The 26,906-nt window shown below is 70.9% G+C and carries 24 protein-coding genes; 6 read left to right on the forward strand and 18 right to left on the reverse strand.

The window, feature by feature from the left end; translation table 11 throughout:
* Positions 1–24 precede the first annotated feature (24 nt).
* Entirely contained in the window at positions 25–870 is an 846-nt protein-coding gene (locus ACZ7L4_RS19560; protein WP_472104110.1) for an SCO4651 family lipoprotein, read from the forward strand.
* Positions 871–1,022: 152 nt separating this feature from the next.
* Positions 1,023–1,211 carry a hypothetical protein gene (locus ACZ7L4_RS19565; RefSeq protein WP_422408569.1) on the forward strand — a complete coding sequence of 63 codons (189 nt, stop codon included), beginning with the start codon at positions 1,023–1,025 and terminating at the stop codon, positions 1,209–1,211.
* An 89-nt stretch (positions 1,212–1,300) separates the two neighbouring features.
* Here ACZ7L4_RS19565 and ACZ7L4_RS19570 read toward each other — a convergent pair whose 3' ends face one another.
* Positions 1,301–1,660 (reverse strand): metal-sensitive transcriptional regulator, encoded by a 360-nt coding sequence (locus ACZ7L4_RS19570; RefSeq protein WP_450811281.1) that lies wholly within the window; start codon positions 1,658–1,660, stop codon positions 1,301–1,303.
* A 208-nt stretch (positions 1,661–1,868) separates the two neighbouring features.
* Between ACZ7L4_RS19570 and ACZ7L4_RS19575 the strand changes: the two genes are divergently transcribed.
* Both ACZ7L4_RS19575 and ACZ7L4_RS19580 read left to right on the forward strand, forming a co-directional pair.
* On the forward strand, positions 1,869–2,489 hold the full coding sequence (locus ACZ7L4_RS19575) for a DUF47 domain-containing protein (RefSeq protein ID WP_306321513.1): 621 nt from the start codon (positions 1,869–1,871) through the stop codon (positions 2,487–2,489).
* Between the two features lie 7 nt (positions 2,490–2,496).
* A complete protein-coding gene (locus ACZ7L4_RS19580; protein WP_450811282.1) occupies positions 2,497–3,495 on the forward strand; it encodes an inorganic phosphate transporter in 999 nt (332 codons plus the stop codon).
* 200 nt (positions 3,496–3,695) lie between these two features.
* Here the strand turns inward: ACZ7L4_RS19580 and pstB are convergent, their stop codons facing one another.
* From pstB to mshD, 12 genes are all read right to left on the reverse strand, one after another.
* Positions 3,696–4,472, reverse strand: coding sequence for a phosphate ABC transporter ATP-binding protein PstB (pstB, locus tag ACZ7L4_RS19585; RefSeq protein ID WP_472104113.1), 777 nt, complete (start codon positions 4,470–4,472; stop codon positions 3,696–3,698).
* Between the two features lie 46 nt (positions 4,473–4,518).
* The gene (gene pstA, locus ACZ7L4_RS19590; RefSeq protein WP_472104115.1) at positions 4,519–5,601 is read right to left on the reverse strand and encodes a phosphate ABC transporter permease PstA; all 1,083 of its coding nucleotides are present in this window, start codon (positions 5,599–5,601) and stop codon (positions 4,519–4,521) included.
* Positions 5,598–6,608 (reverse strand): phosphate ABC transporter permease subunit PstC, encoded by a 1,011-nt coding sequence (pstC, locus tag ACZ7L4_RS19595; RefSeq protein WP_472104117.1) that lies wholly within the window; start codon positions 6,606–6,608, stop codon positions 5,598–5,600. The genes pstA and pstC overlap by 4 nt, the downstream gene beginning before the upstream one ends.
* A 117-nt stretch (positions 6,609–6,725) precedes the next feature.
* Complete coding sequence (pstS, locus tag ACZ7L4_RS19600; RefSeq protein WP_472104119.1) at positions 6,726–7,853, reverse strand: phosphate ABC transporter substrate-binding protein PstS; 1,128 nt, start codon at positions 7,851–7,853, stop codon at positions 6,726–6,728.
* A gap of 228 nt (positions 7,854–8,081) precedes the next feature.
* Positions 8,082–8,531 carry an NUDIX hydrolase gene (locus ACZ7L4_RS19605; RefSeq protein ID WP_472104121.1) on the reverse strand — a complete coding sequence of 150 codons (450 nt, stop codon included), beginning with the start codon at positions 8,529–8,531 and terminating at the stop codon, positions 8,082–8,084.
* Positions 8,528–9,610 (reverse strand): CHAD domain-containing protein, encoded by a 1,083-nt coding sequence (locus tag ACZ7L4_RS19610; protein WP_472104123.1) that lies wholly within the window; start codon positions 9,608–9,610, stop codon positions 8,528–8,530. Before ACZ7L4_RS19610 ends, ACZ7L4_RS19605 begins: the two co-directional genes overlap by 4 nt.
* Positions 9,591–12,008 (reverse strand): RNA degradosome polyphosphate kinase, encoded by a 2,418-nt coding sequence (locus tag ACZ7L4_RS19615; RefSeq protein WP_472104125.1) that lies wholly within the window; start codon positions 12,006–12,008, stop codon positions 9,591–9,593. The genes ACZ7L4_RS19610 and ACZ7L4_RS19615 overlap by 20 nt, the downstream gene beginning before the upstream one ends.
* 1,288 nt (positions 12,009–13,296) lie before the next feature.
* Positions 13,297–14,241 (reverse strand): ABC transporter permease, encoded by a 945-nt coding sequence (locus ACZ7L4_RS19620; RefSeq protein ID WP_472104126.1) that lies wholly within the window; start codon positions 14,239–14,241, stop codon positions 13,297–13,299.
* On the reverse strand, positions 14,238–15,236 hold the full coding sequence (locus ACZ7L4_RS19625) for a hypothetical protein (RefSeq protein ID WP_472104128.1): 999 nt from the start codon (positions 15,234–15,236) through the stop codon (positions 14,238–14,240). The genes ACZ7L4_RS19620 and ACZ7L4_RS19625 overlap by 4 nt, the downstream gene beginning before the upstream one ends.
* On the reverse strand, positions 15,233–16,132 hold the full coding sequence (locus ACZ7L4_RS19630) for an ABC transporter ATP-binding protein (RefSeq protein WP_472104130.1): 900 nt from the start codon (positions 16,130–16,132) through the stop codon (positions 15,233–15,235). The genes ACZ7L4_RS19625 and ACZ7L4_RS19630 overlap by 4 nt, the downstream gene beginning before the upstream one ends.
* Positions 16,129–16,539, reverse strand: coding sequence for a GntR family transcriptional regulator (locus ACZ7L4_RS19635; protein WP_472104132.1), 411 nt, complete (start codon positions 16,537–16,539; stop codon positions 16,129–16,131). Before ACZ7L4_RS19635 ends, ACZ7L4_RS19630 begins: the two co-directional genes overlap by 4 nt.
* 133 nt (positions 16,540–16,672) lie before the next feature.
* On the reverse strand, positions 16,673–17,608 hold the full coding sequence (mshD, locus tag ACZ7L4_RS19640; protein WP_472104134.1) for a mycothiol synthase: 936 nt from the start codon (positions 17,606–17,608) through the stop codon (positions 16,673–16,675).
* Between the two features lie 199 nt (positions 17,609–17,807).
* Here mshD and ACZ7L4_RS19645 point away from each other — a divergent pair, with 199 nt between their 5' ends.
* Positions 17,808–19,610, forward strand: a complete 1,803-nt coding sequence (locus ACZ7L4_RS19645) for a bifunctional metallophosphatase/5'-nucleotidase (RefSeq protein WP_472104136.1) — start codon at positions 17,808–17,810, stop codon at positions 19,608–19,610.
* 58 nt (positions 19,611–19,668) lie between these two features.
* Positions 19,669–20,799, forward strand: coding sequence for an LmeA family phospholipid-binding protein (locus ACZ7L4_RS19650; protein WP_472104138.1), 1,131 nt, complete (start codon positions 19,669–19,671; stop codon positions 20,797–20,799).
* 21 nt (positions 20,800–20,820) lie between these two features.
* On the opposite strand, the gene ACZ7L4_RS19655 is transcribed toward ACZ7L4_RS19650, so the two are convergent.
* The 5 genes from ACZ7L4_RS19655 to ACZ7L4_RS19675 form a co-directional block, all read right to left on the reverse strand.
* Positions 20,821–22,242, reverse strand: a complete 1,422-nt coding sequence (locus tag ACZ7L4_RS19655; RefSeq protein WP_472104140.1) for a HAMP domain-containing sensor histidine kinase — start codon at positions 22,240–22,242, stop codon at positions 20,821–20,823.
* Positions 22,239–22,970 carry a response regulator transcription factor gene (locus ACZ7L4_RS19660; RefSeq protein WP_472104142.1) on the reverse strand — a complete coding sequence of 244 codons (732 nt, stop codon included), beginning with the start codon at positions 22,968–22,970 and terminating at the stop codon, positions 22,239–22,241. Before ACZ7L4_RS19660 ends, ACZ7L4_RS19655 begins: the two co-directional genes overlap by 4 nt.
* An 835-nt stretch (positions 22,971–23,805) precedes the next feature.
* Positions 23,806–24,843, reverse strand: coding sequence for a S1C family serine protease (locus tag ACZ7L4_RS19665; protein WP_472104144.1), 1,038 nt, complete (start codon positions 24,841–24,843; stop codon positions 23,806–23,808).
* A gap of 99 nt (positions 24,844–24,942) precedes the next feature.
* The gene (locus tag ACZ7L4_RS19670) at positions 24,943–25,965 is read right to left on the reverse strand and encodes a LacI family DNA-binding transcriptional regulator (protein WP_450811300.1); all 1,023 of its coding nucleotides are present in this window, start codon (positions 25,963–25,965) and stop codon (positions 24,943–24,945) included.
* Between the two features lie 53 nt (positions 25,966–26,018).
* Positions 26,019–26,858 carry a response regulator transcription factor gene (locus ACZ7L4_RS19675; protein ID WP_472104146.1) on the reverse strand — a complete coding sequence of 280 codons (840 nt, stop codon included), beginning with the start codon at positions 26,856–26,858 and terminating at the stop codon, positions 26,019–26,021.
* Positions 26,859–26,906: the final 48 nt, after the last annotated feature.

Consider the following 26,906-nt stretch of genomic DNA (forward strand, 5'->3'; position numbering starts at 1 on the left):
GAGAGGCTTGGGGGCGGACCAGCGATGGTGGTGCAGCACGGGAGCGCGGCCGTTTCGGCGCGGGCGGCGGTGGCGGCTGTCGCGGTCGCGTCGGTGGTGGCGGGGGCCGGCGGGTGCGGTGGCGGCGCCGCGGGCGGCGAGCGGAACACGGATCCGACGCAGACGGTGCGCGGGGCCGCCGACCGGCTGGTCCGTGAGGGCAGTTCACAGGCGCGTACGTCGATGGAGATGGCCAGCGGCGGGACCCGCGTCACCATCCACGGCGAGGGCGTCTACGACTACCGCAAGGGCCTCGGCGAGCTGCGGGTGCGGCTCCCGCAGGACGCGGCGGGCGACGAGGAGCACCGGCCGATCACCGAACTGCTCGCGCCCGGCTCCCTGTACATGAAGAACCGGGGTGCAGGCGTCCCCGCCGACAAGTGGGTCCGCGTCGACGTCACGGCGTTGACGGACGGGAACCTGGTCACCGGCGGCGCCACCGACCCGCTCGTCGCGGCCGAACTGCTGCGCGGCGCACGGAATGTGACGGAGCAGGGCGAGAGGGATATCGCGGGCGTGCGCACCCGGCACTACAAGGGGGACGTGCGGCTGAGCGACGCCGCGAAGGCAGCGTCCGCGGGGCAGAAGGGGGCGCTCGCGGCGGCGGCGAAAGGGTTCCGCAAGGAGCGGGTGCCGTTCGACGTCTACGTCGACGACGAGGGTCTCGTCCGCAAGGTCGTGCACCGGTTCAGCTTCGCGAACGGGCGGCCGTCGAAGGACGTGGCCGTGACGTCGACGACCCTGTACCGGGGCTTCGGGAAGCCGGTGAAGGTGCGGCTTCCGGCCAAGGCGGACATCTACGCGGGGAAGGTCGCCGAGCCCGGCCCGTAGGGCCTGCCCGGATCGCGGAGCCCGGTGCCCGTAGGCCTGTCGGGGGCCGGAAATGGTTCTTCCGTGCCATGCGCGGGGCGTGAGCCGGTCCCTACTCTAGGAAGTCGGCCATTGCGGCCATGGGGCTGTGGGTCACGCGGCAGGAAGAGGTGATGAACGTGGCTCCCGTGGGTGGTACGGCGGTTCAGGACCACGTCGCCCTCGCCGAGATCGAGCTGTGCGGTGAATTGATCATCGCGGCGTCCGCCGTCTCCGAGGGGCGGCTCAGTGTGGACCGGATCGACGAGGTGCTGCGGGTCGCCGAGGTGTTGCCCGGTGGACCGGAGGGCGACCGGGACTGAACGGCGAAGAACGAAGAGGGTGGGGACGCCGGATCCGGCGTCCCCACCCTCACGTACGGCACGTGCGCGGGCGGCACGTGCGCGAAATCTCAGGTGCGCAGCAGGCGCGCGATCGCCTTCGTGGCCTCTTCGACCTTCTCGTCGATCTCGTCCCCGCCCTTGAGCGCGGCGTCGGCGACGCAGTGCCGCAGGTGCTCCTCCAGGAGCTGGAGCGCGAAGGACTGCAGCCCCTTCGTGGAGGCCGACACCTGCGTGAGTATGTCGATGCAGTAGACGTCCTCGTCCACCATGCGCTGCAGGCCGCGGATCTGGCCCTCGATCCGGCGCAGCCGCTTGAGGTGTTCTTCCTTCTGGTGGTGGTACCCGTGGATGCCGCGGTCGTGGTCGGTCACGATCTCGGCCTTGTCCGGCACAGCAGGCTTGTCCGTCTGTGTCGCGTCAGTCGTCATCGCGTCCGTCCTCCCGTGGTGTCCTATACCCCCTGTGGGTATATGGTACCGGATTTCCCTGGGATCGTTCCGGTTCGTCCCGGCTCGACCGGGCCCAGTGCTGATCACTGTGCCCGATGGGCGACACTGGTGTAACGCCGGTTAGCCGTGGCCGGATGATGCGCCTAGCATCAGCCTGACCGAATCCAAAGCACCCCGAGGACCCCACGTGCGCTTTCGTCTGACCCCCAGGGAGACGAGCTTCTACGACATGTTCGCCGCGTCCGCGGACAACATCGTCACGGGCTCGAAGCTCCTGATGGAACTGCTCGGGGCGGATTCCTCCGCCCGGGCCGAGATCGCGGAGCGGATGCGGGCAGCCGAACACGCCGGTGACGACGCCACCCACGCGATCTTCCACCAGCTCAACTCCTCGTTCATCACGCCGTTCGACCGCGAGGACATCTACAACCTCGCGTCGTCCCTCGACGACATCATGGACTTCATGGAGGAGGCCGTCGACCTGGTCGTGCTGTACCAGGTCGAGGAGCTTCCCAAGGGTGTGGAGCAGCAGATCGAGGTCCTCAGCCGAGCCGCCGAGCTCACCGCCGAGGCCATGCCGAACCTGCGCACCATGGACAACCTCACCGAGTACTGGATCGAGGTCAACCGCCTGGAGAACCAGGCCGACCAGATCCACCGCAAGCTGCTCGCACAGCTCTTCAACGGCAAGTACGACGCCATCGAGGTGCTGAAGCTCAAGCAGATCGTCGATGTGCTGGAAGAGGCGGCCGACGCCTTCGAGCACGTGGCCAACACGGTGGAGACCATCGCCGTGAAGGAGTCCTGACCGGCTCATGGACACCTTCTCCCTGATCGTGACGATCGGCGTCGCGCTTGGATTCACGTACACGAACGGTTTCCACGACTCCGCCAACGCCATCGCCACTTCCGTCTCCACGCGCGCGCTGACGCCCCGTGCGGCGCTCGCCATGGCCGCGGTGATGAACCTCGCCGGTGCCTTCCTCGGCAGCGGCGTCGCCAAGACGGTGAGCGAGGGGATCATCGCGACCCCGGTGGGCGACAAGGGGATGGGAATCCTCTTCGCCGCGCTCGCGGGCGCGATCGTCTGGAACCTCATCACCTGGTACTTCGGGCTTCCCTCGTCCTCCTCGCACGCCCTGTTCGGTGGAATGGTGGGTGCCGCCCTCGCGGGCGGCACCACCGTCTACTGGTCCGGGGTGTGGGAGAAGATCGTCATCCCGATGTTCACCTCGCCCGTCATCGGGCTCGTCGTCGGCTACCTGGTGATGACCCTCATCATGTGGCTGTTCCGGCGCTCCAACCCGCACAAGGCCAAGCGCGGCTTCCGGATCGCGCAGACCGTCTCCGCCGCCGGCATGGCGCTCGGGCACGGTCTGCAGGACGCGCAGAAGACCATGGGCATCGTGGTCATGGCGCTCGTCATCGGCGGCCACGAGTCCTTCGAGGACCCGATTCCGGTCTGGGTCAAGATCGTGTGTGCCGTGATGCTGTCGGCCGGTACGTACGCCGGTGGCTGGCGGATCATGCGGACGCTCGGGCGCAAGATCATCGAGCTGGATCCGCCGCAGGGCTTCGCGGCCGAGACCACGGGTGCGTCGATCATGTTCGGTTCGGCGTTCCTGTTCCACGCGCCGATCTCGACGACGCACGTGATCACCTCGGCGATCATGGGTGTGGGCGCCACGAAGCGTGTGAACGCGGTTCGGTGGGGTGTCGCCAAGAACATCATCCTGGGCTGGTTCATCACGATGCCGGCCGCGGCGCTTGTCGCTGCCGCGGCGTACGGGGTGGTCTGGCTGGCGTTCGGTTAGGCGGCGGCGGGGGTGGAAGTCGCCCCCTCCGCCCCTTCCCGTCCCGTCCCCGGGGGCTGCGCCCCCGGACCCCCAAAAGTTTGCGCAGTTCCCCGCGCCCCCAAAAGACATGAAGAGGCCCGCCCCTTTCCGGGGCGGGCCTCTTCTGGTCCCCGTGGTGGCACCGCCATGCAGCACCACGGGGTGTCGGGGGAGTCGGGTCAGCCGAAGCGGCCCGAGATGTAGTCCTCCGTGGCCTGGACCGACGGGTTGGAGAAGATCCGCTCCGTCTCGTCGATCTCGACGAGCTTGCCGGGCTGGCCGACCGCCGCCAGGTTGAAGAACGCGGTGCGGTCCGAGACACGGGCCGCCTGCTGCATGTTGTGCGTCACGATGACGATCGTGAACTGCTCCTTCAGCTCCCCGATCAGATCCTCGATGGCGAGGGTCGAGATCGGGTCGAGGGCCGAGCAGGGCTCGTCCATGAGGAGCACATCCGGCTGGACCGCGATCGCGCGGGCGATGCACAGACGCTGCTGCTGACCGCCGGAGAGGCCCGAGCCGGGCTTGTTCAGGCGGTCCTTGACCTCGTTCCAGAGGTTGGCGCCCTTGAGGGACTTCTCGACGACGTCGGCCAGCTCCGACTTCTTGTACTTGCCGTTGAGCTTCAGACCCGCCGCCACGTTGTCGAAGATCGACATCGTGGGGAAGGGGTTGGGGCGCTGGAACACCATGCCGACCGTGCGGCGCACCGCCACCGGGTCGACGTGGGAGCCGTACAGGTCCTCGTCGTCCAGGAGCACCTTGCCCTCGACGCGGCCGCCGGGGGTGACCTCGTGCATCCGGTTGAGGGTGCGCAGGAACGTCGACTTGCCGCAGCCGGACGGGCCGATGAAGGCCGTCACCGAGCGGGGCTCGACGGTCATCGAGATGTCTTCGATCGCCTTGTGGGCGCTGTAGTAGGCGGTGAGTCCGCTTACGTCGATTCGCTTGGCCATGACTGTTACTTCACTTCCGATACGTCGCTGAGCGGGGAGGGTCGCGTCAGCGACCGGCCTTCGGGGCCTTCCAGCGGGCTACGCCGCGGGCCGCGAGGTTGAGGATCATGATGAAGGCGATGAGCACCAGGGCCGCGGCCCAGGCGCGGTCGTACGCCGCCTGGCTGCCGCCGCTGCTCGCGTACTGCTGGTAGATGTACAGCGGCAGCGAGGCCTGCGGGCCCTCGAACGGGTTGCCGTTGATCAGCGGGTTGCCGAAGACCAGCAGCAGGACCGGGGCCGTCTCACCGGCGATACGGGCGATGGCCAGCATCACACCGGTCGTGATGCCGCCGATCGACGTCGGCAGGACGACCTTGAGGATCGTGCGCCACTTCGGGACGCCGAGGGCGAGGGAGGCCTCGCGCAGCTCGTTCGGGACGAGCTTGAGCATCTCCTCGGTGGAGCGGACCACGACCGGGATCATCAGGATGGCCAGGGCCATCGAGCCGGCGAAACCGGAGAAGCCGAAGCCGAGGATCAGGATCCAGAAGGACAGGATGAACAGGCCGGCGACGATCGACGGGATGCCGGTCATGACGTCCACGAAGAACGTGACCGCCTTCGCCAGCTTCCCGCGCCCGTACTCGACCAGGTAGATCGCCGTGAGGATGCCGATCGGCACCGAGATCACGGTGGCGATGCCGACCTGTTCCAGCGTGCCGAGGATGGCGTGGTAGATACCGCCGCCCTCCTGGTACGAGGTGATGAAGCCCATCGAGTGGGACAGGAAGTACGGGTCCAGGACCTTGATGCCGCGCGCGATCGTCTCGTAGACGAGGGACGCGAGGGGCACCACGGCGAGGATGAAGGCGACCCACACGACGCTGGTCGCGAGGCGGTCCTTGGCCTGCCGGCGGCCCTCGACCTTGGCGGCGAGGCCGTACGAGACGAGGACGAACAGCAGGGCCGCGAGCAGCCCCCACTGGACGCGGCTGGTGAGGCCCGCGCCGAGGCCGATGGCGCAGCCCGCGGCGATCGAGCCGACGGCGATGGCCCAGGGGGCCCAGCGGGGCAGGCGCGCGGCGCTGAGCGAGCTCGGCGGCTTCGGCGCGTCCGGCTTCTGGACGGGAACGGTTGCGTTGCTCATGCGTTGGCCCCCGAGTACTCCTTGCGGCGGGCGATGATCAGGCGGGCCGCGCCGTTGACCAACAGGGTGATGACGAAGAGGACCAGGCCCGAGGCGATCAGGGCGTCGCGGCCCTGGTCGTTGGCCTCGGAGAACTTCGCGGCGATGTTCTGCGCGAAGGTGCCGCCGCCCGGGTCGAGCAGGCTGGTGTGGATCAGGAAGTCGGGGGAGAGGACCGTGGCGACGGCCATCGTCTCGCCGAGCGCGCGGCCGAGGCCCAGCATCGAGGCGGAGATGACGCCGGAGCGGCCGAAGGGGATCACCGACATCCGGATGACCTCCCAGCGGGTCGCGCCGAGCGCGAGGGCCGCCTCCTGGTGCATCTGGGGCGCCTGCCGGAAGACCTCGCGGGAGACGTTGGTGATGATCGGCAGGATCATGATCGCCAGCAGGATGCCCACGGTGAGCAGGGTGCGCGGGGCGCCGCCCTGGTACTCGAAGATGCCGGTCCAGCCGAAGTAGTCGTCGAGCCAGTGGAACAGGCCGGTCATGTGCGGCACGAGGAAGAGCGCGCCCCACAGGCCGTAGACGATGGACGGCACGGCCGCCAGCAGGTCGATGACGTAGGCGATGATGCCGCTCAGCTTCTTCGGCGCGTAGTGCGTCAGGAAGAGCGCGATGCCGACGGCGATGGGCACGGCGATCACCATGGCGATGATCGAGGTGACGATCGTGCCGAAGGCGAGCACGGCGATGCCGAAGACGGGCGGGCTCGCGGTCGCGTTCCACTCGAAGGTGGTGAGGAAGTTGCCCTCGTTCTTCGAGAGGACCAGCGAGGCGCGGTAGGTCAGGAAGACCGCGATCGCGGCCATGATCACCAGGAGCAGGATGCCCGAGCCGCGCGAGAGGCCGAGGAAGACCCGGTCTCCGGGGCGGGTGGCGCCGCGGGCGGCGCGCTTCTGCTGGGCGGGTGAGGGGCGATCGGCGGGCGCCGGTGGGGGCGCCGGTGATTGCGTGGTTATGTCCATGGGGTTCTCCGGTCTGCGAAGTCCCGCGGTGCTACGGGAATGACGGGACTTCTGGCGGCGGTGCACCGGACGGTGCGGGCCACCCGGGTTCAGCCGGTGGGTGGCCCGCACACTGGGTCAGCTGATGCTCGCGACGGTCTCGCGGACCTTCTTGTTGATCTCGGTGGGGATCGGGGCGTAGCCCAGGTCCGAGAGGGCCGCCTGGCCGTCCTCGGACGCGGTGTAGTTCAGGAAGGACTTGGTGGCGGCCAGGCTCTCCGCCTTGTTGCCCTTGTCGCAGACGATCTCGTACGTGACCAGGGTGATCGGGTACGCGCCCGCGGCCTGGGTCTTGTAGTTGAGGTCCAGGGCGAGGTCCTTGCCGGTGCCCACGACCTTGGCGTCGGCGATCGCCTTCGAGGCGTTCTCCGTGGTGGCCTTGACCGGCTGGTCGGCGCCCGTGTCGATGTCGACGGTCTTCACGCCGTCCTTGGCGTAGGAGAGCTCGACGTAGGTGATGGCGCCGTCGGTCTGCTTCACCTGCTGGGCGAGGCCGGAGGAGCCCTGCGCGGACTGGCCGCCCTTGGCCTGCCAGGCCTTGCCGCCCTCGTACTTCCAGTCGCTCGGGGCGGCGGCCTTCAGGTACTTGGTGAAGTTGTCCGTGGTGCCGGACTCGTCGGAGCGGTGGAAGGCCTGGATCTTGGTGGACGGCAGCTTGGCGTCCGGGTTCAGCTTCTTGATCGCAGGGTCGTTCCACTTGGTGATCTTCGAGTCGAAGATCTGGGCCAGCGTCTTGGCGTCCAGGGTCAGGTTGTCGACGCCCTGGACGTTGAACGCGACGGCGATCGGGCCGCCGACCATCGGCAGGTCGATGCCCTGGCCGCCCTTGCAGACCTTCTTCGAGGCGGCGATCTCCTCGGGCTTGAGCGCCGAGTCGGAGCCGGCGAAGGCGACCTGGCCCTGGTTGAAGGCGGTCACGCCGGCGCCGGAGCCGTCGGGCTTGTAGTTGAGCTGCACGTCGGAGCAGGCCTGCGCGTAGGCCTGGCGCCAGGCGTCTATGGCGTTGGCCTGGGCGGACGAGCCGATGCCGAGGAGCTGGCCCTTGGCGTCGTCGCACTTGATGTTGCCCGCCTTGGCCGAGGCGCTGTTGCCGCCCGAGCCGCCGCTGGTGTCGTCGGAGCCGCACGCCGTGAGGGCCAGGGCGCCGGAGACGGCGAGAGCGCCGAGGGAAAGGGCGCGGAGCCGGTTCTTGCGCTGAAGCTTCACCTTGGATGTTCCTTCCGGGAGCCGCCGGCCTTCTCTGTCTCTGTGGCGGCGTGCGATGTCTGCGGTTGGTTTCAGTCGAGCGGCGGGGCGTCCCCGGATGCCGGGGGCTCACCGCGTAAGGCTGAAATTAGGCAGATCAGGTGAAGCGGCCGATGGCCAAGAGTGAACGCCGGGTGAACCTAAGCGGGCGGTGCGGTTAGGTCACGGTACGGCTACGGAACGTGATCGTCAGGTGGTGTGGAGGGCGTCGAGGAGGGCGTCGACGAGTACGCGGTCCCTGGGCTGGGTGAGGCGGGTGCGGGCCTCGGGAGGCGTGAGCCAGGTGATGCGGTCGACCTCGCGGTTCGGCGTGAACGTGCCGGAGGCCGCCTCTGCCGCCCAGTAACTCACCTGCTTGGGGCGGCCGTTCGCGAGGTAGCGGGCCGTGGGGAGTTCGGCGCCGAGCGCGCAGTCGTGGCCGGTTTCCTCGCGCACCTCGCGCAGGGCGCCGGCCGCGGCGTCCTCGCCGCGTTTGAGCTTGCCTTTTGGGTGCGACCAGTCGTCGTACTTGGGCCGGTGCACGAGGCAGATCTCGACTCCCCACCCGTCGTGGGGAGTTGCGGAGCGGCGCCACAGGACGCAGCCTGCCGCGAGGACCGTTCCGGGGTCGTCCTGCCGCACGGTCATGGGGTGCGTCATGGGGTGCCCACCGCCTGTCGTTGCCATGCCTGTCCGAATGCGAGCCTGGCGGCCGCGACCTCGTGGCGCTGGTCGGCGTGGAGCACGCCGAGGGCGTACGCGGTCGTGGGCGCGATGCGAGGGGTGCGGGCCGCGTGGGCCGCCGCGGCGGCGGCCTCGGCGGCGTCCCTGTGGGCGTTCAGGGCGTCGGCCGCGTCGAGGAGTCGTACGTCCATGGGGGCGTCCGGGAGCACTTCGCGGGCGTAGCGGTGCAGGCGCAGGAGGAGGCGTACGTGGTGCCAGGTGGCGTCGGCGTCCGCGTTGTACGGGTGGCTGGTGTGGTGGAGGGCGGTGGCGGCCTCCGTGAGGCGGGACTCGGCCTCCGCGGCGAGTTTCTTCAGCTCGGTGTCGGCGGTGGTGAGGGGGACGTCGCTGGCGAGCACGGCGACGTTGTCCGCGACCGCGTGGAAGCGGGCGGAGCCGAGGGCCTGGAGGGCGGTGCTGTGGGCCCGCGTGCGGGCGAGGGTGAGCTGGCGGTCGAGCAGCGCGGATGCCTTGGCGGCGCCGAGGGTGAGGGTTTCCCGCGACTCGGGCTGCCGCTCCGGGGCGGGGGCCGACGTGTCGGCGCGCGGCGCCGGGGGCCGCCTTGCCCACCCTGCCGCCCCAGGCGGCAGATTGCCCAAGTCGGAACCGGCCGTATTAAGCCCCTGCGGCGATTGAGCAGCGGGGTCCGGGGCGGAGCCCCGTGGCGTGGGGGACGGTGACGTCAAGGTGTGGAGGGCCGAGGTCAACCGGTCCAGGCGGGACGCGTACGCGTGTTCGCGGGCCAACGTCCCCGACAACCACGCCAGTTCGGGCCTGAGCGCATCCGACCACTCCGTGTCGAGAAGCGGCCGAAAGGTGTGCAACGTACCGCTGATCCGGCGCGCGGCACGCCGCAGCGCACGGGCCGCGTCCGCCGTGTCGCCCGCCGCCCCGCTCTCGCGGTGCTGCCGCAGCGAGCGCAGGAACTCGGTGGCCTGGGAGCGGAGATAGCGCCCCAGGACGTCGACATCGGTTCCGTTCAGCGGCTCGCTGGACTCAAGGTGTCGCTGTGCCACGCCGGCGCCTCCGGGCGTCTATGAGCATCTCCTGTACGTTGCGCAGGGGCCGCCCGTCCGCGTCCTGCGCGTGCCGGGTCCAATTGCCGTCCGGGCCCAGGTGCCAGGAGGCAGTGGCGTCGGACATCCCCGTTTCGAGCAGTCGGTTGAGCGCCGCGCGATGGGCCGGGTCCTCCACGCGGACCAGGGCCTCGATACGGCGGTCGAGATTGCGGTGCATCATGTCGGCGCTGCCGATCCAGACCTCCGGCTCGCCGCCGTTGCCGAAGGCGAAGACGCGGGAGTGCTCCAGGAAGCGGCCGAGGACCGAGCGGACCCGGATGTTCTCGGACAGGCCCGCGACGCCGGGGCGCACCGCGCAGATGCCGCGCACCCACACATCGACCGGGACCCCTGCCTGCGATGCCCGGTAGAGCGCGTCGATGACGGCCTCGTCGACCATCGAGTTGACCTTGATGCGGACGTAGGCGGGGCGGCCCGCACGGTGGTGCTGGACCTCCTTCTCGATCCGCGTGATCAGGCCCGTACGAAGGGACTTGGGGGCGACGAGGAGGCGGCGGTAGGTCTCGCGCCGCGAGTAGCCGGACAGCCGGTTGAAGAGGTCGGAGAGGTCGGCCCCGACTTCCTGATTGGCCGTCAGTAGGCCCAGGTCCTCGTACAGTCGGGCGGTCTTGGGGTGGTAGTTGCCCGTGCCGACGTGGCTGTACCTGACGAGCTGGTCGCCCTCCTGGCGTACGACGAGCGACAGCTTGCAGTGCGTCTTCAGGCCGACGAGACCGTAGACGACATGGCAGCCGGACTCCTCCAGCTTGCGGGCCCACTTGATGTTGGCCTGCTCGTCGAAACGGGCCTTGATCTCCACCAGGACGAGCACCTGCTTGCCCGCCTCCGCAGCCTCTATCAGCGCGTCCACGATCGGCGAGTCGCCCGAGGTCCGGTACAGCGTCTGCTTGATGGCGAGCACGTCCGGGTCCGCGGCGGCCTGTTCGAGGAAGGCCTGTACGGAGGTGGAGAACGAGTCGTACGGGTGGTGGAGCAGCACGTCGTGGCTGCGCAGCGCGGCGAAGACGTCGGGCGCCGAGGCCGATTCCACCTCGGCGAGGTCGCGGTGGGTGCCGGCCACGAACTTCGGGTACTTCAGCTCGGGGCGGTCGATGCCCGCGATGGAGAAGAGGCCGGTGAGGTCCAGGGGGCCCGGCAGCGGGTACACCTCGGCCTCGCTGATCTTCAGCTCCTTCACGAGGAGGCTGAGTATGTCCGAGTCGATGGTCTCCTCGACCTCGAGGCGCACCGGCGGGCCGAAGCGGCGCCGCATCAGCTCCTTCTCCAGGGCCTGGAGGAGGTTCTCGGCGTCGTCCTCCTCGACCTCCAGGTCCTCGTTCCGGGTCAGGCGGAACATGTGGTGCTCCTCGACCTTCATGCCGGGGAACAGCTCGCCGAGGTGCCTGGGCGCGGCGATGACGTCCTCGATGGGGACGTAGCGCTGCGGCGAGGCCTCAAGAAAGCGGGAGAGCAGTGGCGGAACCTTTACCCGGGCGAAGTGGCGGTGACCGGAGACCGGGTTCGAGACGACGACGGCCAGGTTGAGGGAGAGCCCCGAGATGTACGGGAAGGGGTGCGCCGGGTCGACCGCGAGGGGCGTGAGGACCGGGAAAATCTGCTGCATGAACAGCGTGTAGAGCCGGGCCTGCTCCTTCTCCGTGAGCTCGTTCCAGCGCACGACGTGGATGCCCTCGTCGGCGAGGGCCGGGGCGACCTCGTCCTGGTAGCAGGCGGCGTGCCGGGCCATGAGCTCGCGGGACCGGTTCCAGATGAGTTCCAGCACCTCGCGGGGCTGCAGGCCCGAGGCCGAACGGGTGGCGACGCCGGTCGCGATGCGGCGCTTCAGGCCCGCGACCCGGACCATGAAGAACTCGTCGAGGTTCGAGGCGAAGATGGCGAGGAAGTTCGCCCGCTCCAGGAGGGGCGTGTTCGGATCCTCGGCCAGTTCGAGTACGCGCTCGTTGAACGCGAGCCAGCTGCGCTCGCGGTCCAGGAAACGGCCCTGCGGGAGCTCCGCGCCCTCCTGGTTCGCGTAGTCCTCCTCGTAGTCGTCCGGATCCGCGTCGATGTCGGCGACGATTCCGGCGAGCTTGGCGGCCGTACGGTCGTAATCGCCGCCGGCCACGGGGTGCGGCCGGTGCGCGGCGAGCGAGCCCACGGACGGCTGGGGCTGCGTGGCCGAGGGGGCCGGAGCAGCGTCGGTCGTCTGGTCCTGTGCGGCGTTCGGCTGACTCATGGCCCCATTCTTCCGCGTGGACGCCGTCCGGGGCGCGCCGACCGCGTCGGAGGGCGCGGGGGCGAGCGTGAGGCTGCCGCGACGGGCGGGCTCGGCGGGTTCGGGGGCGGGGGGCTGCATTCCGTGAGCGTCGCAAGTCCGTCTGAATCGACGGTTACGGCGACATGACGTACGGGCTATGGCCGTGCGGCCCGCCGGGGGGTTGGCGGGTGGGCGGGGTTGGGGTGGGGGTGTTGTTGCGGGGGCCGGGGTGTGGGGCTGTGTCGGGGGCGGCGTCTGCGTGCCGGTTCGCGGCGCCGTGCCTTTTCGGCTGCGCCGGGCTTTGGTTGTCTCCCGCCCGCCCGCCCCCTTCGGGGGCTTCGGTCCGTCGGGGTGGTGGCCGGGGTGCGGTGGGTGGTGTTGTTGCCGCGGTGGCGGGGTGTGCGGCTGGGCCGGAGTGGTGCGTGTGGTGGTGTGTATGCGGGCCGGGGTTCTGCGGCTGGGTGGGGGTTGGCGTCTGTGGTGATGGTTGCGGGTGTCCTGGGGCGGCGGTGGGGGCCCGGAGCGCCGGCGCGCGGCGCCGTTCCTCCGCCGCCTGGTCACCTCCCACCCACCCGCCCCCTCCGGGGGCTTCGGCCCGTCCGGGGCCCGGGCTGTGCCGGGGGTGGCGAGCGTGGCGTTGTGTACGCGGTGCCGTAGTTCACGGCTGTGCCGGGGGTGATCCCTGGGGTGACGGGTGCGCGGCGCCGATCCCCTGCCGGCCGGGCCGATGCTCGGCGGGCTCTCTCCGGCTCTCTCCGGCTCTCTCCGGCTCTCTCCGGCTCCCTCCGGCTCCCTCCGGCTCCCTCCGGGCCGGGGTGGCGTTCAGATCCGCAGTGCGCGGTGCCGTCCCGTCGCGGTACACCCGGCAGAAGGCGGGGAGCCCGGACGTCGACCCGAATCAAGCCCGTCCGGCGATTGAGGACGAGCCCGCAGGGCGAACGGGGGCGCAGCCGCCATTGCTCAGCCATCGTGCGGGCTGCACGGCCCCCCCGGCCGAGGGCGACGGCGACCGGAGCGCAGATTCCCGAAGGAGCCAAGCTGTCCATGGTCGTCGGGCCCTGCGGCCTCCGCCCCAGTCCGCAGCAGGGACGGAGCCGGGAAGGGCGATCGGGACGTAGCCCCAGACGCAGCTACGTCCCCGGGACCGCAAGGGCCCAGTCCCGGGGACGCATCCGGCCAGAGCCCCGGGCCCCGGACGGGCCGACGCCCCCGGAGGGGGCGGGTGGGCGGGAGATGACCGGGATCCGGGGCCGGAACGGCCGATGCCGCCCCGGCAGACGCCCCACCGCATCCGCCCGCCCCCCAGACGTCCACCGGCGACCGAGCCGGCCCCCCCGGAGCCCACCGGCGACCGGGCCGACCCCACTTGCCCCCCGGAGGGAAACCGTTACCGTGCCCGGCGGCGCAGCAGGTAGAAGGCCGTGGCCGTCGCCGCGCCGGTGAGGAAGAGGGCCACGCACGTTTCCATGAGCTGGAGGGGCCAGAAGTGGGACGGCGGGTGGCCCTCCCGGTAGAAGCCCGTGATGTTGTTCGAGGCCAGGCAGCCTGTGTCGTCGACGCACATCGGGTCCGCGACCCGCGCCCCGGAGCCGGTCAGCGCGCCCTCGGAGGTCAGGGACCCCGCGAAGTAGGGGTAGCCCTCCCGCAGGTCCCCGGTCGCCGTGACCGTGGGCCACAGCCGGTCGCGGACCGCGTCGATCACACCCACCACCGCGACCGTGGCGATCAGGGAGTAGCCCGCCCCCGGCAGCGTCCGCCGCGTCAGGAGCGCGACCACCGCACCGATGGCCAGGCCGAGCAGCGGCAGCGCCACCGCCGTCGGGCCGAGCGCGTCGAACGTCGCCGTCAGAACGTGCCAGCGGTTCTCCGAGAGGCCGGGGGCCGCCGAGGCGACGAGCCGGCGGAGCAGGACCAGGAGGGTCGTGCCGAGGACCAGGAAGGCCGCGGGCACGGCCAGCTTCATGGCGAGCCAGCGGGCCGGGGACACGGACTGCGTCCACGCCAACTGGGCTGTGCCCGTGCCCAGTTCGCGCCCGATGAGCAGGCCGCCCGCGAACACCGACACCGCGACCGGCACCAGCGAGATCAGCATGTCGGCCAGGGTGACCACGTAGTGGTACGTGTCGGCCGTCGCGCCCTTCGCGGTGCAGGAGTTCGCCACCGCGGCGTCGCAGTGTCCCGTGATGTCGAGCCCGGCCGTGCCGGGGCCCCACAGCCACAGCAGCAGCGCGCTCGTCACGACGACGAAGGCGATCCACAGCCAGGCGGCGACGCGGTGCAGTCGCAGGACCGTCCGGGGCAGGCCCAGGGGGAACGTGGTGGCGGCGCTCATGCGGCGGACTCCTTGGTGAGCGGGGCGACCGGCGGCTCCGGCTGGAACCGGCGCAGCACGAGGAACGCGGCGACGACGGCCAGCGCGGTGAGCCCCAGCAGGACACCGGTCTCGGCGAGTTGGCGCGGCCAGTAGTCGGGCGAGGGAAGGTAGCTGCGGGTGAAGCCGGTGATGTCGTGCTTGTCGAGGCAGTGCTGGGTCATGCAGCCGGGGTCGCGGATCTCCGCCCCCGTCGACGTGATCGCCTTGCTGTGCACGGGGATCTCGGGCTGCTGGTAACTGCCCTGGAGCGGCCAGGAGTTGCCGCGGAACGCGCCCACCAGGTACGTCACGACACCGGCGACGGCGGCCGCGGCCAGGGTGCGGCGCAGCACCAGGGCGGCCAGTACACCGATGGCCAGGCCCAAGAGCGCGTTTGCCACCGTCGCCGGGCCCACGGAGAAGTCGAAGTCGCGCGGGCCGATGCCGGCGACCAGCAGATGGTTCCGGTCGTCCCAGACGAGGCGGTACAGGATGACGACGAGTGTCGTACCGGCCGTGATGAGCGCCGCAGGCACGGTGAGCTTCGCCGCGAGCCAGCGGGCGGGGGAGACGGCCTGGGTCCACGCCAACTGTGCGGTGCCCTGCTCCAGTTCGCGGGCGATCAGCGGGCCCGCCGCGAAGACGGCGATGACGCACGCGGCGAGCCGGGCCAGCGACAGCGGGTCGTAGAAGAGGGTGTCGAAGCCCGTGCCGATGAAGGGGAGGAACGCGGAGATCGCGTCCTGGAACGCCTGGTCCTGCGCCCCGCCGTAGCCGAGCTTGTCGAACGCGGCCTGGGCGTCCGCGGAGCCGGGGCCCCACAGCCACAGGAGCAGGCCGAGGCTGACGGCCACGTAGCCGATCCAGACCCACATCGCGCCGCGGTGCAGCCGCAGGACCGTCCACACCAGGCCGTCGGGTCCTGCCTTGGTGCGGCGCACGGCGGAGGGCTTGTCGAGCGTCGGGGTGCTCATGCGGTCACCTCCGTGCGGCGCGGGGCGGTGGTGCCCGGCGTGAGCAGGGGCGGGGCTTCGGGGGAGCGGAGGTGGGCGAGGAGCAGCTCCTCCAGGGAGGGCTCCTGGACCTGCCAGCCCTCGCCGACCGGTCCGTCCCTGCGGATCAGGGCGGTGACGCCGCGGCCGGAGGCGCGGGACTCGACCACCGTGTGCGGGGCGAGGTCGCCGCGGCCCGTGACCAGGCTGTGCGCGCCGATCAGGTCGTCGATGCCGCCGCCGAGCCGGATCCGGCCGCCGCCGAGCAGCAGCAGGTGGTCGCAGGCGTCGGCCAGTTCGGTCACGATGTGCGAGGACATCAGGACGGTCGTGCCGTGCTCGGCCGCGTCCGCCATCAGCGTGCCCATCATCTCGTGCCGCGCGAGCGGGTCGAGGTCGGCCATCGGCTCGTCGAGCAGCATCAGCTCGGGGCGCTTGCCGAGGGCGAGCGCGAGCGCGACGCGGGTGCGCTGGCCGCCGGAGAGCGAGCGGATCTTCGCCTTCGGGTCGAGCTCGCCCTGCGCGACGATCTTCGCCGCGTACGCGGCGTCCCAGCGCCCGGGGTTGAGCGCGGCGCCCACCTGGAGGGTGTCCGCGACGGACAGCTGCGGGTAGAGGGGCTTGCTCTGGGCGAGGTGGGAGACCTTCGCGCGGTGCGTGCCGGGGGCCGCGCCGAGTACGGAGATGCTGCCCGAGGTGGGGCGCGCCAGGCCGGCCGCGATGGTCAGCAGCGTCGACTTGCCCGCTCCGTTGGGCCCGACGAGCGCGCTGATCCGGCCGGCGGGCAGCCGGAACGAGCAGTCGTCCAGGGCCGCCGCAGCGCGCCGTCCGTAGCGCTTGACGAGGCCGTTCGCCTCGATGGCCGTGGCCGTGGTCATGAAGTCCCCTTGGTCGTGGTGCCGAAGTGCGCCTCGATGGCGCTGCCGAACAGGGCCTCGACGTCCTCGCGGTCGAGGCCCGCCTCCTTCGCGCGGCCGGTCCACTCGACGAGCTCGGCCCGCAGTGGTGAGTCGGCGGTGCCGGAGCCGAGCGTCGCGCGGACGAACGTGCCGAGGCCGCGGCGGGCCTCGACGAGTCCGGAGCGCTCCAGCTCCCGGTATGCCTTCAGCACGGTGTTCGGATTGATCGCCGTCGCCTCGACGACCTCGCGCGCCGTGGGCAGCTTGTCCCCGGGCTCGAGCAGACCGAGCCGCAGCGCGTGCTCGGTCTGGTGGACGATCTGGAGGTAGGTGGCGACGCCCGTGTGACGGTCGATGCGGAATTCGATGACCGGTTCGTGTGCCACGGCGTACCCCCTTTCACTAATCAAGTAGTGAAAGGGTGATGCAAGAGAGGGGGCGGCGTCAAGCGACGCCGCCCCCTCGTCTCCGCCGCTACCCGGGAAAGACCAGGTCAGAGGCGTTTTGAAGCGGTGAAAGTCAGGATTCGGTGCGGTACATCAGGTCGGTCTCGTACGTAGTGAAACCCAGCCGCTCGTACACGCTCACCGCCGCCTTGTTGTCCGCGTCGACGTAGAGCATCGCGGTCGGGAGGCCGGCCGCCGCCAGGTGGCGCAGGCCCTTCGCCGTCAGCGCCTTGCCGAGGCCGCCGCCCTGGCCGGAGGGCGCCACCCCGACGACGTACACCTCGCCGAGCCGCTCCTGCGCGTGCACCTTCGTCCAGTGGAAGCCGACCAGCTCGTCGCCGCGGAAGGCCAGGAAGAAGCCCGCCGGGTCGAACCACGGCTCGGCCTTGCGGTCGTCCAGGTCGCGCTGGGTGAGGGAGCCCTGTTCGGGGTGGTGGGTGAATGCCGCCGCGTTCACCGCGAGCCATGCCGCGTCGTCCTGGCCGGGCACGAACGTACGGATCCGGACGCCCTCGGGCAGGACGGGCTCCGCGAGGTCGAGGTTCTCCAACGGGCGCCGCATCTGGCGCAGTTCGCGGAACAGGGTCAGGCCGAGCACCTGGGCGAGATGGCGTGCCGCGCTGTGTCCGCCGTGCGCCCACACCCGCAGTCGCTTGCCGGAGGCGGCGAGCAGGGCGCTGCCGAGGGCCCGCCCGTGGCCGTGGCCGCGGTGCGCCGGGTGGACGACCAGTTCGGCGGCCGGGGCCTCCACGGGGTCGGTGTCCTCGAGCTGCGCGTAACCGGCCAGTTCGTCGCCGACGCTGAGCAGCAGGTGCCGTACGCCCTCCCGCTCGCCGCCCCGCAGTTGCAGTCGGCCCTGCTCGGAGACGGCCTGCTGGCCGTCGGTGCGGGCGGCCTCGGAGAGCAGGTCGAGCACGGTGGTGGCCTGGGCGGCGGACAGGGCGGTGAGGGTGTCGATCCGGCGGTTCGGGAGAGCGGGATCGGGGGCGGGGGCGGGGTCCGTGGTCATGGCTACGAGGGTACGGCTGGGCTCCGCCCGGAGCGGGTGCCTGTTGCGCGGTGCCGTGGTCGACGCCTCGGGGCTCCGCCCCGGACCCCGCTGCTCAACCGCCGCAGGGGCTTCATTCGGCTTACGCACTACGCGCGTTGACCCTAGTCTGGCGGCCTCACATCAACGGTCGTCGCACCGCACCCTCAGGGGGGACCACATGAACGTGAAGAGCAAGAGACCGGGGCGTCGGCTGCGGGCCGGGCTCGCGGCTGTCGCCACCCTCGCCACCGCCGGGGCGCTGGTGGCCGCGTTGCCCGCCGGCGCCGCGCCGCAGAAGGACGCCGGTCGGTACCAGGACGTGCAGTTGCTGTCCTTCAATGACTTCCACGGGAACCTGGAGCCGCCGGCCGGGTCCTCCGGCCAGGTCACCGAGGACCAGGCCGACGGCACCACGAAGAAGATCGACGCGGGCGGGGTCGAGTACCTGGCGAACTCCCTTCGCACGGCCCGCAAGGGGCACCCGTACAGCGTCACCGCCGCCGCGGGCGACCTGATCGGCGCGAGTCCGCTGCTGTCCGGCCTGTTCCACGACGAGCCGACCGTCGAGGCCATGAACAAGCTGGACCTGGACGTGACCTCGGTCGGGAACCATGAATTCGACGAGGGCGCGGGGGAGTTGGCGAGGCTGCAGAAGGGCGGCTGCCACCCCAAGGACGGGTGTTACGAGGACGGGCGCACCTTCGAGGGCGCCGACTATCCGTACCTCGCCGCGAACGTCACCGACGAGAAGACCGGGAAGCCGGTCCTCGCCCCGTACTGGGTGTGGAAGCACAAGGGCGTGAAGGTCGGCTTCATCGGCGTCACGCTCGAAGGCACCCCGGACATCGTGTCGGCGGACGGCGTCAAGGGGCTGAAGTTCCACGACGAGATCGAGACCGTCGACAAGTACGCGAAGATCCTCGACAAGCAGGGCGTGAAGTCGATCGTCGCGCTGATCCACGAGGGCGGCGCCCCGGCCTCGGGCTCGTACAACTACGACTGCGATTCGCCGAGCGCGGGCAAGGGCGTCTCCGGCCCCATCGTCGACATCGCCAAGGGCATCACACCGAAGGTCGACGCCCTGGTCACCGGGCACACCCACAACGCGTACGCGTGCACGATCCCGGACCCCTCGGGCAAGCCGCGCATGGTCACGTCCGCGTCCTCGTACGGGAAGCTCTACACGGACACGACGCTGACGTACGACCGTGCCACCAAGGACATCGTCCGTACGTCGGTGAAGTCGCCGACCTCCGCGAACCACGTCGTCACGCGCACGCAGCCGAAGGCCGCCGACATGACCGCGCTGATCGGGCGGTGGAACAAGCTGGCCGCGCCGATCTCGAGTCAGCCCGTCGGCTACATCTCCGCCGACCTGCCCGGCCGCGGCGCCACCTCGCCCGAGTCCCCGCTCGGCGACCTGATCGCGGACGCGCAGCTCGCGCACGCCAAGTCGCTCGACCCGAAGGCGAGCGTGGCCCTGATGAACCCGGGCGGCGTCCGCTCCGACCTGGTGTTCAAGGCGAGCGGGAGCGAGGGTGACGGCGTGGTGACGTACGGGGAGGCCTTCGCCGTGCAGCCGTTCAGCAACACCGTCAATCTGGCCGACCTCACCGGCGAGCAGTTCGTCACCGCGCTGAAGCAGCAGGTCAGCGGGTCGAACGAGGCCTCGCCGAAGATCCTTCAGCCCTCGGCCGGACTCTCGTACACGCTCGACATGACCAAGTCGGGCGCCGACCGCGTCGTCACCGACTCGATCAGGCTGAACGGGGCCGCCATCGACCCGGCCGCCACCTACCGCGTCGCGATGAACTCGTTCCTCGCGGGCGGCGGCGACGGCTTCGCGGCGCTGGGGGCGGGCAAGAACCCGCTGGTCGGAAGCGATGACCTCAAGGCGCTCAACGACTATCTGACCGCCAACTCCTCGGCCGCGGACCCGATCGAGCCGCCCGCCGCGAACCGGATCACTATCCTCAAGTAGCAAACAGCGTGTGAAGGATGTTTGTGTGATCGGTGGGGGTGTGTGATGGAATCGGCCGATGCGCACCCCCCACCGCATATCCAATGACCGCACCCTGTACGACGATTGGCCGGAGGAATCCGTTCCACCGCCGCCCCCGCCGAGGTCGCGGCGGCGCAGGCGGCGCTCCTTCGTCCCGGCCCTCCTGAAGGGCCTGATCGCGGTCCTCGTCGTGTGCGGATTCCTCGCCCTCGGCGACCGCTGGGCGGTGCTCTACGCCGAGAACAAGGCCGCGCAACAGATCAAGAAACAGCTCAAGTTGACGGCGGCCCCCGAGGTGGAGATCAAGGGCTTCCCGTTCCTCACCCAGCTCGCCGACCGCCGCATCCACGAGCTGAAGGTGACCGTTCCCGATGTCGCCGCGGACCGCGTCACCCTCGCCAAGGTCTCCGCGACCGCGCAGAACGTACGGATCAAGGGCTCGGGCCTCACCGACATCAGCGGCGCGTACGCCGACGCGATGCGCGGAGAGGTGCTGCTCAGCTTCGCCGACATGAACAGGGAACTGGGAGCCTCCCAGGTCACGTTCACCGGATACGGGCAGAACAAGGTGCTCGCGCGCGGCACCCTGCCCGTCGCCGGGCACGACGTGAAGGTGCGGGCGGACGCGAACATCCAGCGGCTCGGCGCCTCCGGGATCTCCACCGACATCGACAACATGAGCCTGGCCATCGGCGACCTCGCCACGTACCGGCCCGGCACCCGCGCCTCCGAGGGCCTGCACCTCACGCGCGCCTCCGTGGACAAGCTCACCAAGCAGGCCGACAAGGCGCGGCAGCTGCTCGCCGTCCCCGCCGTGGTCAAGCGCCTCGGGGTGCCGGACAGCGCGGTGCGGCAGGCGCTGAACAGCGACGCGAAGCTGCGCGAGCTGACCGGGACACCGCGCTTCGTGAAGCAGCTGATGGGCACGAACCTGATCGACATCGCGCTCGCCCACCCCGCGCTCCTGAAGCGCATCGGCCTCGACCCGGCCCTCCTCGACGGCCTCACCCGCCTCACCCGGCCCGAACTCGCCGACCGGCTCTCCCTCGCCTTCCGGCTGCCGAAGCTGCCTGGTGACGAGGGGTACGTGCGGCTGCAGGGCGTGACCGTGGAGAAGGACGGCATCCGGGTGGACCTGTCCGGCGGCGGACTCTCCGTGGGCAGCTGACCGGCCTACGGGTTCCGGGGCCTACGAGATCTCCGGCGGCGGCGTCGGCGCACCCGGCAGGACCAGCGTGGCGACGGTGCCGCCGCCGTCCGCCGCTGACAGCGCGACCTGCCCGCCGCTGGCCTCGACCGTGCGCGCCACGATCGACAGGCCGAGGCCGGAGCCCGGCAGGGAGCGCGCGGTCGGCGACCGCCAGAACCGGTCGAAGACGTACGGGAGTTCATCGTCCGGGATGCCGGGCCCGTGGTCCCGCACGGTGAGCGTGCCGCGCATCAGCCGGACCTCGACGCGGCCCTTCTCCGGGCTGAACTTCACGGCGTTGTCCAGCAGGTTCACGACCGCCCGCTCGAGCGCGGCCGGCTCCGCCCGTACGTACCAGGGGGCCAGCTCCGCGTCGAAGGTGAGCTCGGGGCCGCGCAGCCGGGCGCGCTCGATGGCGCTGCGCACGGTGTCGTGCAGCGAGACCACCTTCAGCGGCCCCTCGGCCCCGGTCAGTCCCGTGCGCGACAGTTCCTGAAGGTCGCCGATGAGCGCGGCCAGCTCCGTCATCTGCGCCTTCACCGAGGCCATCAGCGCCTTGCGGTCCTCCGCGGGGATGGAGCGGCCGGTCTCCTCGATCCGGTTGAGCAGCTCGATGTTGGTGCGCATCGAGGTCAGCGGCGTCCGCAGCTCGTGGCCCGCGTCGGCGATGAGCTGCTGCTGGAGCTCGCGGGAGGAGGCGAGCGAGGCGGTCATCGCGTTGAAGGACTCCGCCAGGCGCGCGATCTCGTCGTCGCCCTCGACCGGGATGCGGACCGTGAGGTCCTCGGTTCTGGCGACGTGTTCGACGGTCTCGGTGAGCTGGTCGACGGGGCGCAGGCCGGTGCGGGCGATCCACAGGCCTGCGGCCGTGGAGCCGAGGACGCCGACGCCGCCGACGAGGAGCAGCAGCCAGGCCAGGGTGGTCAGCGGTTTGGTGATCTCGTCGAGAGGGGTGGCGACGGAGGCGGCGACGCCGGGGACCGGGACGTCGTTCCGGGTGATCGGGACGGTGAGGACCCGCATGGCCTGGCCCTTCACGTCGTCCGTGGTGTGCAGCGAGTTGTCCGAGCCGCCTGACGCGACGGCCAGGTCCGAGGGCTGGACGGGGATCTTCGGGTCGCCCTGCGAGGTGCAGACCGTGCCGTTGGACTGGATGATCTGGATCGTGGGGCCCGGGAAGGGGTGCCGGTTCGACGCGTCGCTCGACTCGCAGCCCGCGAGGACGTACTGCATCTGCTCGACCTTGACCGAGTGGGCCTGCTGCACCAGGTCGTTGTCCAGCTGCGCGTACAGCTGCTTCATCGTGACGAACCAGCAGGTCACCGCCACCGCGGCGACCGCCGCCGCGACCGCGGCCGCCACCAGCAGCGCGATCCGCGACCGCAGCGGCAGCGTGCGCAGCCGGCGTACGAGCTTGTTCACTCCGCCGCTCCTCCGGACCGCAGCACGTAGCCCACGCCCCGCACGGTGTGCACGAGGCGCGGTTCGCCGCCGGCCTCGGTCTTGCGGCGCAGGTACATCACGTAGACGTCGAGGGAGTTGGACGAGGGCTCGAAGTCGAAGCCCCAGACGGCCTTGAGGATCTGCTCGCGGGTGAGGACCTGGCGCGGGTGGGCCAGGAACATCTCCAGGAGCGTGTACTCGGTGCGGGTCAGCTCGACCGGGCGTCCGCCGCGGGTGACCTCGCGGGTGGTCAGGTCCATGCGCAGGTCGGCGAAGGAGAGGGCGTCGGAGTCGGCGGCGACGTCCTCGCCCGCGGCCGCGTACGCGCTGCGGCGCAGCAGGGCCCGTACGCGGGCGAACAGTTCGTCGAGCTCGAACGGCTTGACCAGGTAGTCGTCCGCGCCCGCGTCGAGGCCGGTGACGCGGTCGCCGACGGTGTCGCGGGCGGTGAGCATGAGGATGGGGGTGGTGGAGCCGGTGGCGCGCATGCGGCGGGCCGCGGTCAGGCCGTCCATGCGGGGCATCTGGATGTCGAGGACGACCAGGTCGGGGCGGTACGTGTCCACCTTCGCGAGGGCGTCCGCGCCGTCGACCGCGACCTCGGTGGCGTAGCCCTCGAAGGCGAGCGAACGCTGGAGTGCCTCCAGGACCGCGGGCTCGTCGTCGACGATGAGGATGCGTTGCGGTTCGCCTTCGGCGGGGCTCATGTTCAGCGTTTCCTGTCGGTGAGTACGGACGGTTGACCGGCACCTCTCAGCGTCGCACGGCCCCGGGGGTATGCCCCTGCCGACGCTGCCACGCGGCACCGGGGTCTTACGGCTGTGCCGGGGCGGCGCCTGTCCTGACGGTTGCGCGGCGCCCCCTTCGGCACGGGAGCGTGGAACCGGTGTCTTCCGGCTGTGCCGGGGCCCGCTCATCTCCCACCCACCCGCCCCCTCCGGGGGCGTCGCCCCGTCCGGGGCCCGGGGCTGTGCCGGGGCGGCGCCTGTCCTGACGGTTGCGCGGTACCGGGGCTGTGCTTTTCCGGGGTCGGCGCCAGTGGTTCTCGTTGCGCGGCACCGGGGGCCGCCTTGCCCACCCTGCCGCCCAAGGCGGCAGATTGCCCAAGGCGGGGGCGGCTGACCGTGACGGGCGGGGAGCCGGGGCGGCGCCCCGTGAGGCCGACGCCCCTGGAGGGGGCGGGTGGGTGGGAGATAGGCGGGGGCAAGGGGTAGGGCCGTTGCCTGCGGGGGGCCGGGCAAAGCAAGCCCCAGGGGCGGGTGGGCACATCAAGCCCCTGCGGCGATTGAGCAGCGGGGTCCGGGGCGGAGCCCCGTGGCCGTAACGCCGGTTCGGCAGGACCAGCCCCGCTTTGCGTACGGGAGCCCGTGGAGCCCCGTGGCCGTGACGCCGGTTCGGCAGGACCAGCCCCGCTTCGCGTACGAGAGCCCGCGGAGCCCCGTGGCCGTGACGCCGGTTCGGCAGGACCAGCCCCGCTTCGCGTACGAGAGCCCGCGGGGTCGGGGCGGAGCCCCGTGGCGTGGGGGCGGTGGTGCACAACGGTCAGTTGCTCGTGCCGCCGGAGCGCAACGTGTCCAGGTCCGCCTTCACCGTGTTGATCGGAATGGCGAAGCCGAGCCCCACGCTGCCGTTGCTGGAGGACGACGTGGAGGAGTCCGAAGCGGAGGAGTACATCGCCGAGTTGATGCCGATGATGTTGCCGTTCATGTCGATGAGCGCGCCGCCGGAGTTGCCGGGGTTGAGGGACGCGTCCGTCTGGATCGCCTTGTACGTCGTCTTGGACGAGCCGGTGTCGCCGTTGAACTCCTGGCCGCCGAACTCGAAGGGCCATTCGCCGCTGCCGCCGCCCTGCTGTTGCTGCTGCCCCTCGTCCGTGGAGACGGTGACGTCGCGCTGGAGCGCGGAGACGATGCCGCTGGTCACCGTGCCGGTGAGGCCCTCGGGCGAGCCGATCGCGACGACGTCGTCGCCGACCTTGACGCCCTCGGAGTCGCCGAGCGTCGCGGCCTTGAGGCCGGAGGCGTTCTTCAGCTTGATGAGCGCGAGGTCCTTCTTCGCGTCGGTGCCGACGACGTCCGCCGTGTACGTCTTGCCGTCGCTCGTCGAGACCTTGACGGAGGAGGCGCCGGACACGACGTGGTTATTGGTGACGATCTCGCCGTCACTCGTGATGATCACGCCGGAGCCGGTCGAGGAACCGGAGCCGAGCGTCGCGTTGATCTCGACTATGGACGGGCTGACCGCCTCCGCGACCCCGGACACGGTGCCCTTCTTGCTGCTGGGCACCACCGTGGTGCTGGTGGACGACGAGGCCGTGGAGGAGGAGCCGGTGAGCTCCTGGATGCCGTACGCGGTACCGCCGCCGACGGCCGCCGCGGCGATCGCCACCGCCGTGATCAGCCCGGCGGGACCCCGCAGCCGCTTCTTCTTCCGGCCGACGTGCTGCGGGTGCTCCTGCTGCGGGTGCTCGCCCGCCGACTGCTCGTGCGTCTGCTCGGACAGCACCACACCCGGCAGGTACGGGGGCTGCGGAGGATAGGCCTGGGGTTCGTCGCCGCTTCGGCGGTAGGTGTCGGTCATGGCACCAAGCCTGTGGCGCGTACATGAGAGCAGGCTGAGGGTGTCCTGAGAGTCCCGGCAGAACCCTGTTTGCCCGAAGTAAAGACGGGTCGGCGGAGCCTACTCGCAGCCGCAGGACTGCCGCACGACCAGCCGCGAGGGGAACAGCTTCAGCCGCTCGCGCCGCGACCCGGCCACCCGCAACGAGTCGTCGAGGACGAGGTCCACCGCGGCCCGCGCCATCGCCGGCCGGTCCGAGGCGACGGTGGTCAGCGGCGGATCCGTGAGCCCCGCCTCCTTCACGTCGTCGAACCCGGCCACCGCCAGCTCGCCCGGCACGTCGATACGCAGCTCGCGCGCGGCCCGCAGCACACCGATGGCTTGGTCGTCCGTGGAGCAGAAGATCGCGGGCGGCCGGTCGGGCCCGGCCAGCAGGCCGAGCGCCACCTTGTACGCGTCGTAGCGGTTGTACGGGGCCTCGAAGAGCCGGCCGTCGATGGACCGCCCCGCCTCCTTCATGGCGCGGCGCCAGCCCTCGACGTGGTCGGAGACCGGGTCGCCGACGGACGGGGTGTCCGCGGTGCCGCCGAGGCAGGCCACGTACTCGTTCCCGTGCTCCAGGAGGTGCCGGGTGGCGAGCTGGGCGCCGCCGACGTCGTCGGTCACCACCGCGACGTCGTCGATCGCCTCGGGCCGCTCGTGCAGGAGGACGACGCGGGCGTCCCAGGCCTCGATCTCGTTCGCCGCCAGGTCGTTGAAACCGTGGCTGACGAGGATCAGGCCCGAGACCCGCATGCCGAGGAAGGCGCGGACGTAGTGGACCTCACGATCCGGCACGTAGTCGGAGTTGCCGACCAGGACCATCTTTCCGCGCTCCGACGCCGCCTGTTCGACGGCGTGCGTCATCTCCGCGAAGAACGGCTGGCGCGCGTCCGGCACGATCATGCCTATGAGGTCGGTCCGCCGCGAGGCCATGGCCTGGGCGACCCGGTCGGGCCGGTACCCCAGCTCCTTGATCGCGGCGAGCACCCGCTCGCGCGTGGCCGGGGCGACCGGCCGGGGTCCGTTGTTGATCACGTAGGACACGACGGCGGTCGAGGTACCCGCCAGCCGCGCCACATCGTCCCGAGTCACCTTGGCCACGCGCGGAGTCTACGCGGATGGACCACCCTCTGGGCAGGGCGTGAGCCGCACCGCTAGCGGCGCACGGGGGCCGGGCGGCCCACTCCGTCCACGGGGGACGGGAGCTTGTCCGTGTTTCCCGCGTTATCCGCCTTGTTCGCGGCCGCGGCCCGCTGCTCGGCCTCCTGCTCCGCCCGCTTCTCGGCCCGCGCCTCGGCGTTCTTCTCCGCCTTCTTCTCCGGCTTCTCCGGGGTGACGAAGCGGTAGCCGACGTTGCGCACGGTGCCGATCAGCGACTCGTGCTCGGGCCCGAGCTTGGCGCGCAGCCTTCGCACGTGCACGTCCACGGTCCGGGTGCCGCCGAAGTAGTCGTAGCCCCAGACCTCCTGGAGCAGCTGGGCGCGCGTGAACACACGGCCGGGGTGCTGCGCCAGGTACTTCAGGAGCTCGAACTCCTTGAAGGTCAGGTCGAGGACCCGGCCCTTGAGCTTCGCGCTGTACGTCGCCTCGTCCACCGACAGATCGCCGTTGCGGATCTCCATCGGGGAGTCGTCGGTGACGATCTGCTGCCGGCCCATGGCGAGCCGGAGACGGGCCTCGACCTCGGCGGGGCCCGCCGTGTCGAGGAGTACGTCGTCGATGCCCCAGTCGGCGGTGACGGCCGCGAGGCCGCCCTCCGTCACGACGAGCACCAGCGGACAGCCGGGCCCCGTCGAGCGGAGCAGCTGACAGAGGCTGCGGACCTGCGGGAGGTCGCGGCGGCCGTCGATGAGGATGACATCGGCGCCGGGGGTGTCGACGAGTGCGGGTCCCTCCGCGGGAGCCACTCGCACGTTGTGCAGGAGCAGGCCGAGAGCGGGAAGCACCTCCGTCGACGGCTGGAGGGCATTGGTGAGGAGCAGAAGAGAGCTCATCGGTCCCCACCTGCCCTGGGGGTCGTCATACGTTCGTGCACGGTTCGC

Source organism: Streptomyces sp. NPDC107575 (assembly GCF_055657265.1).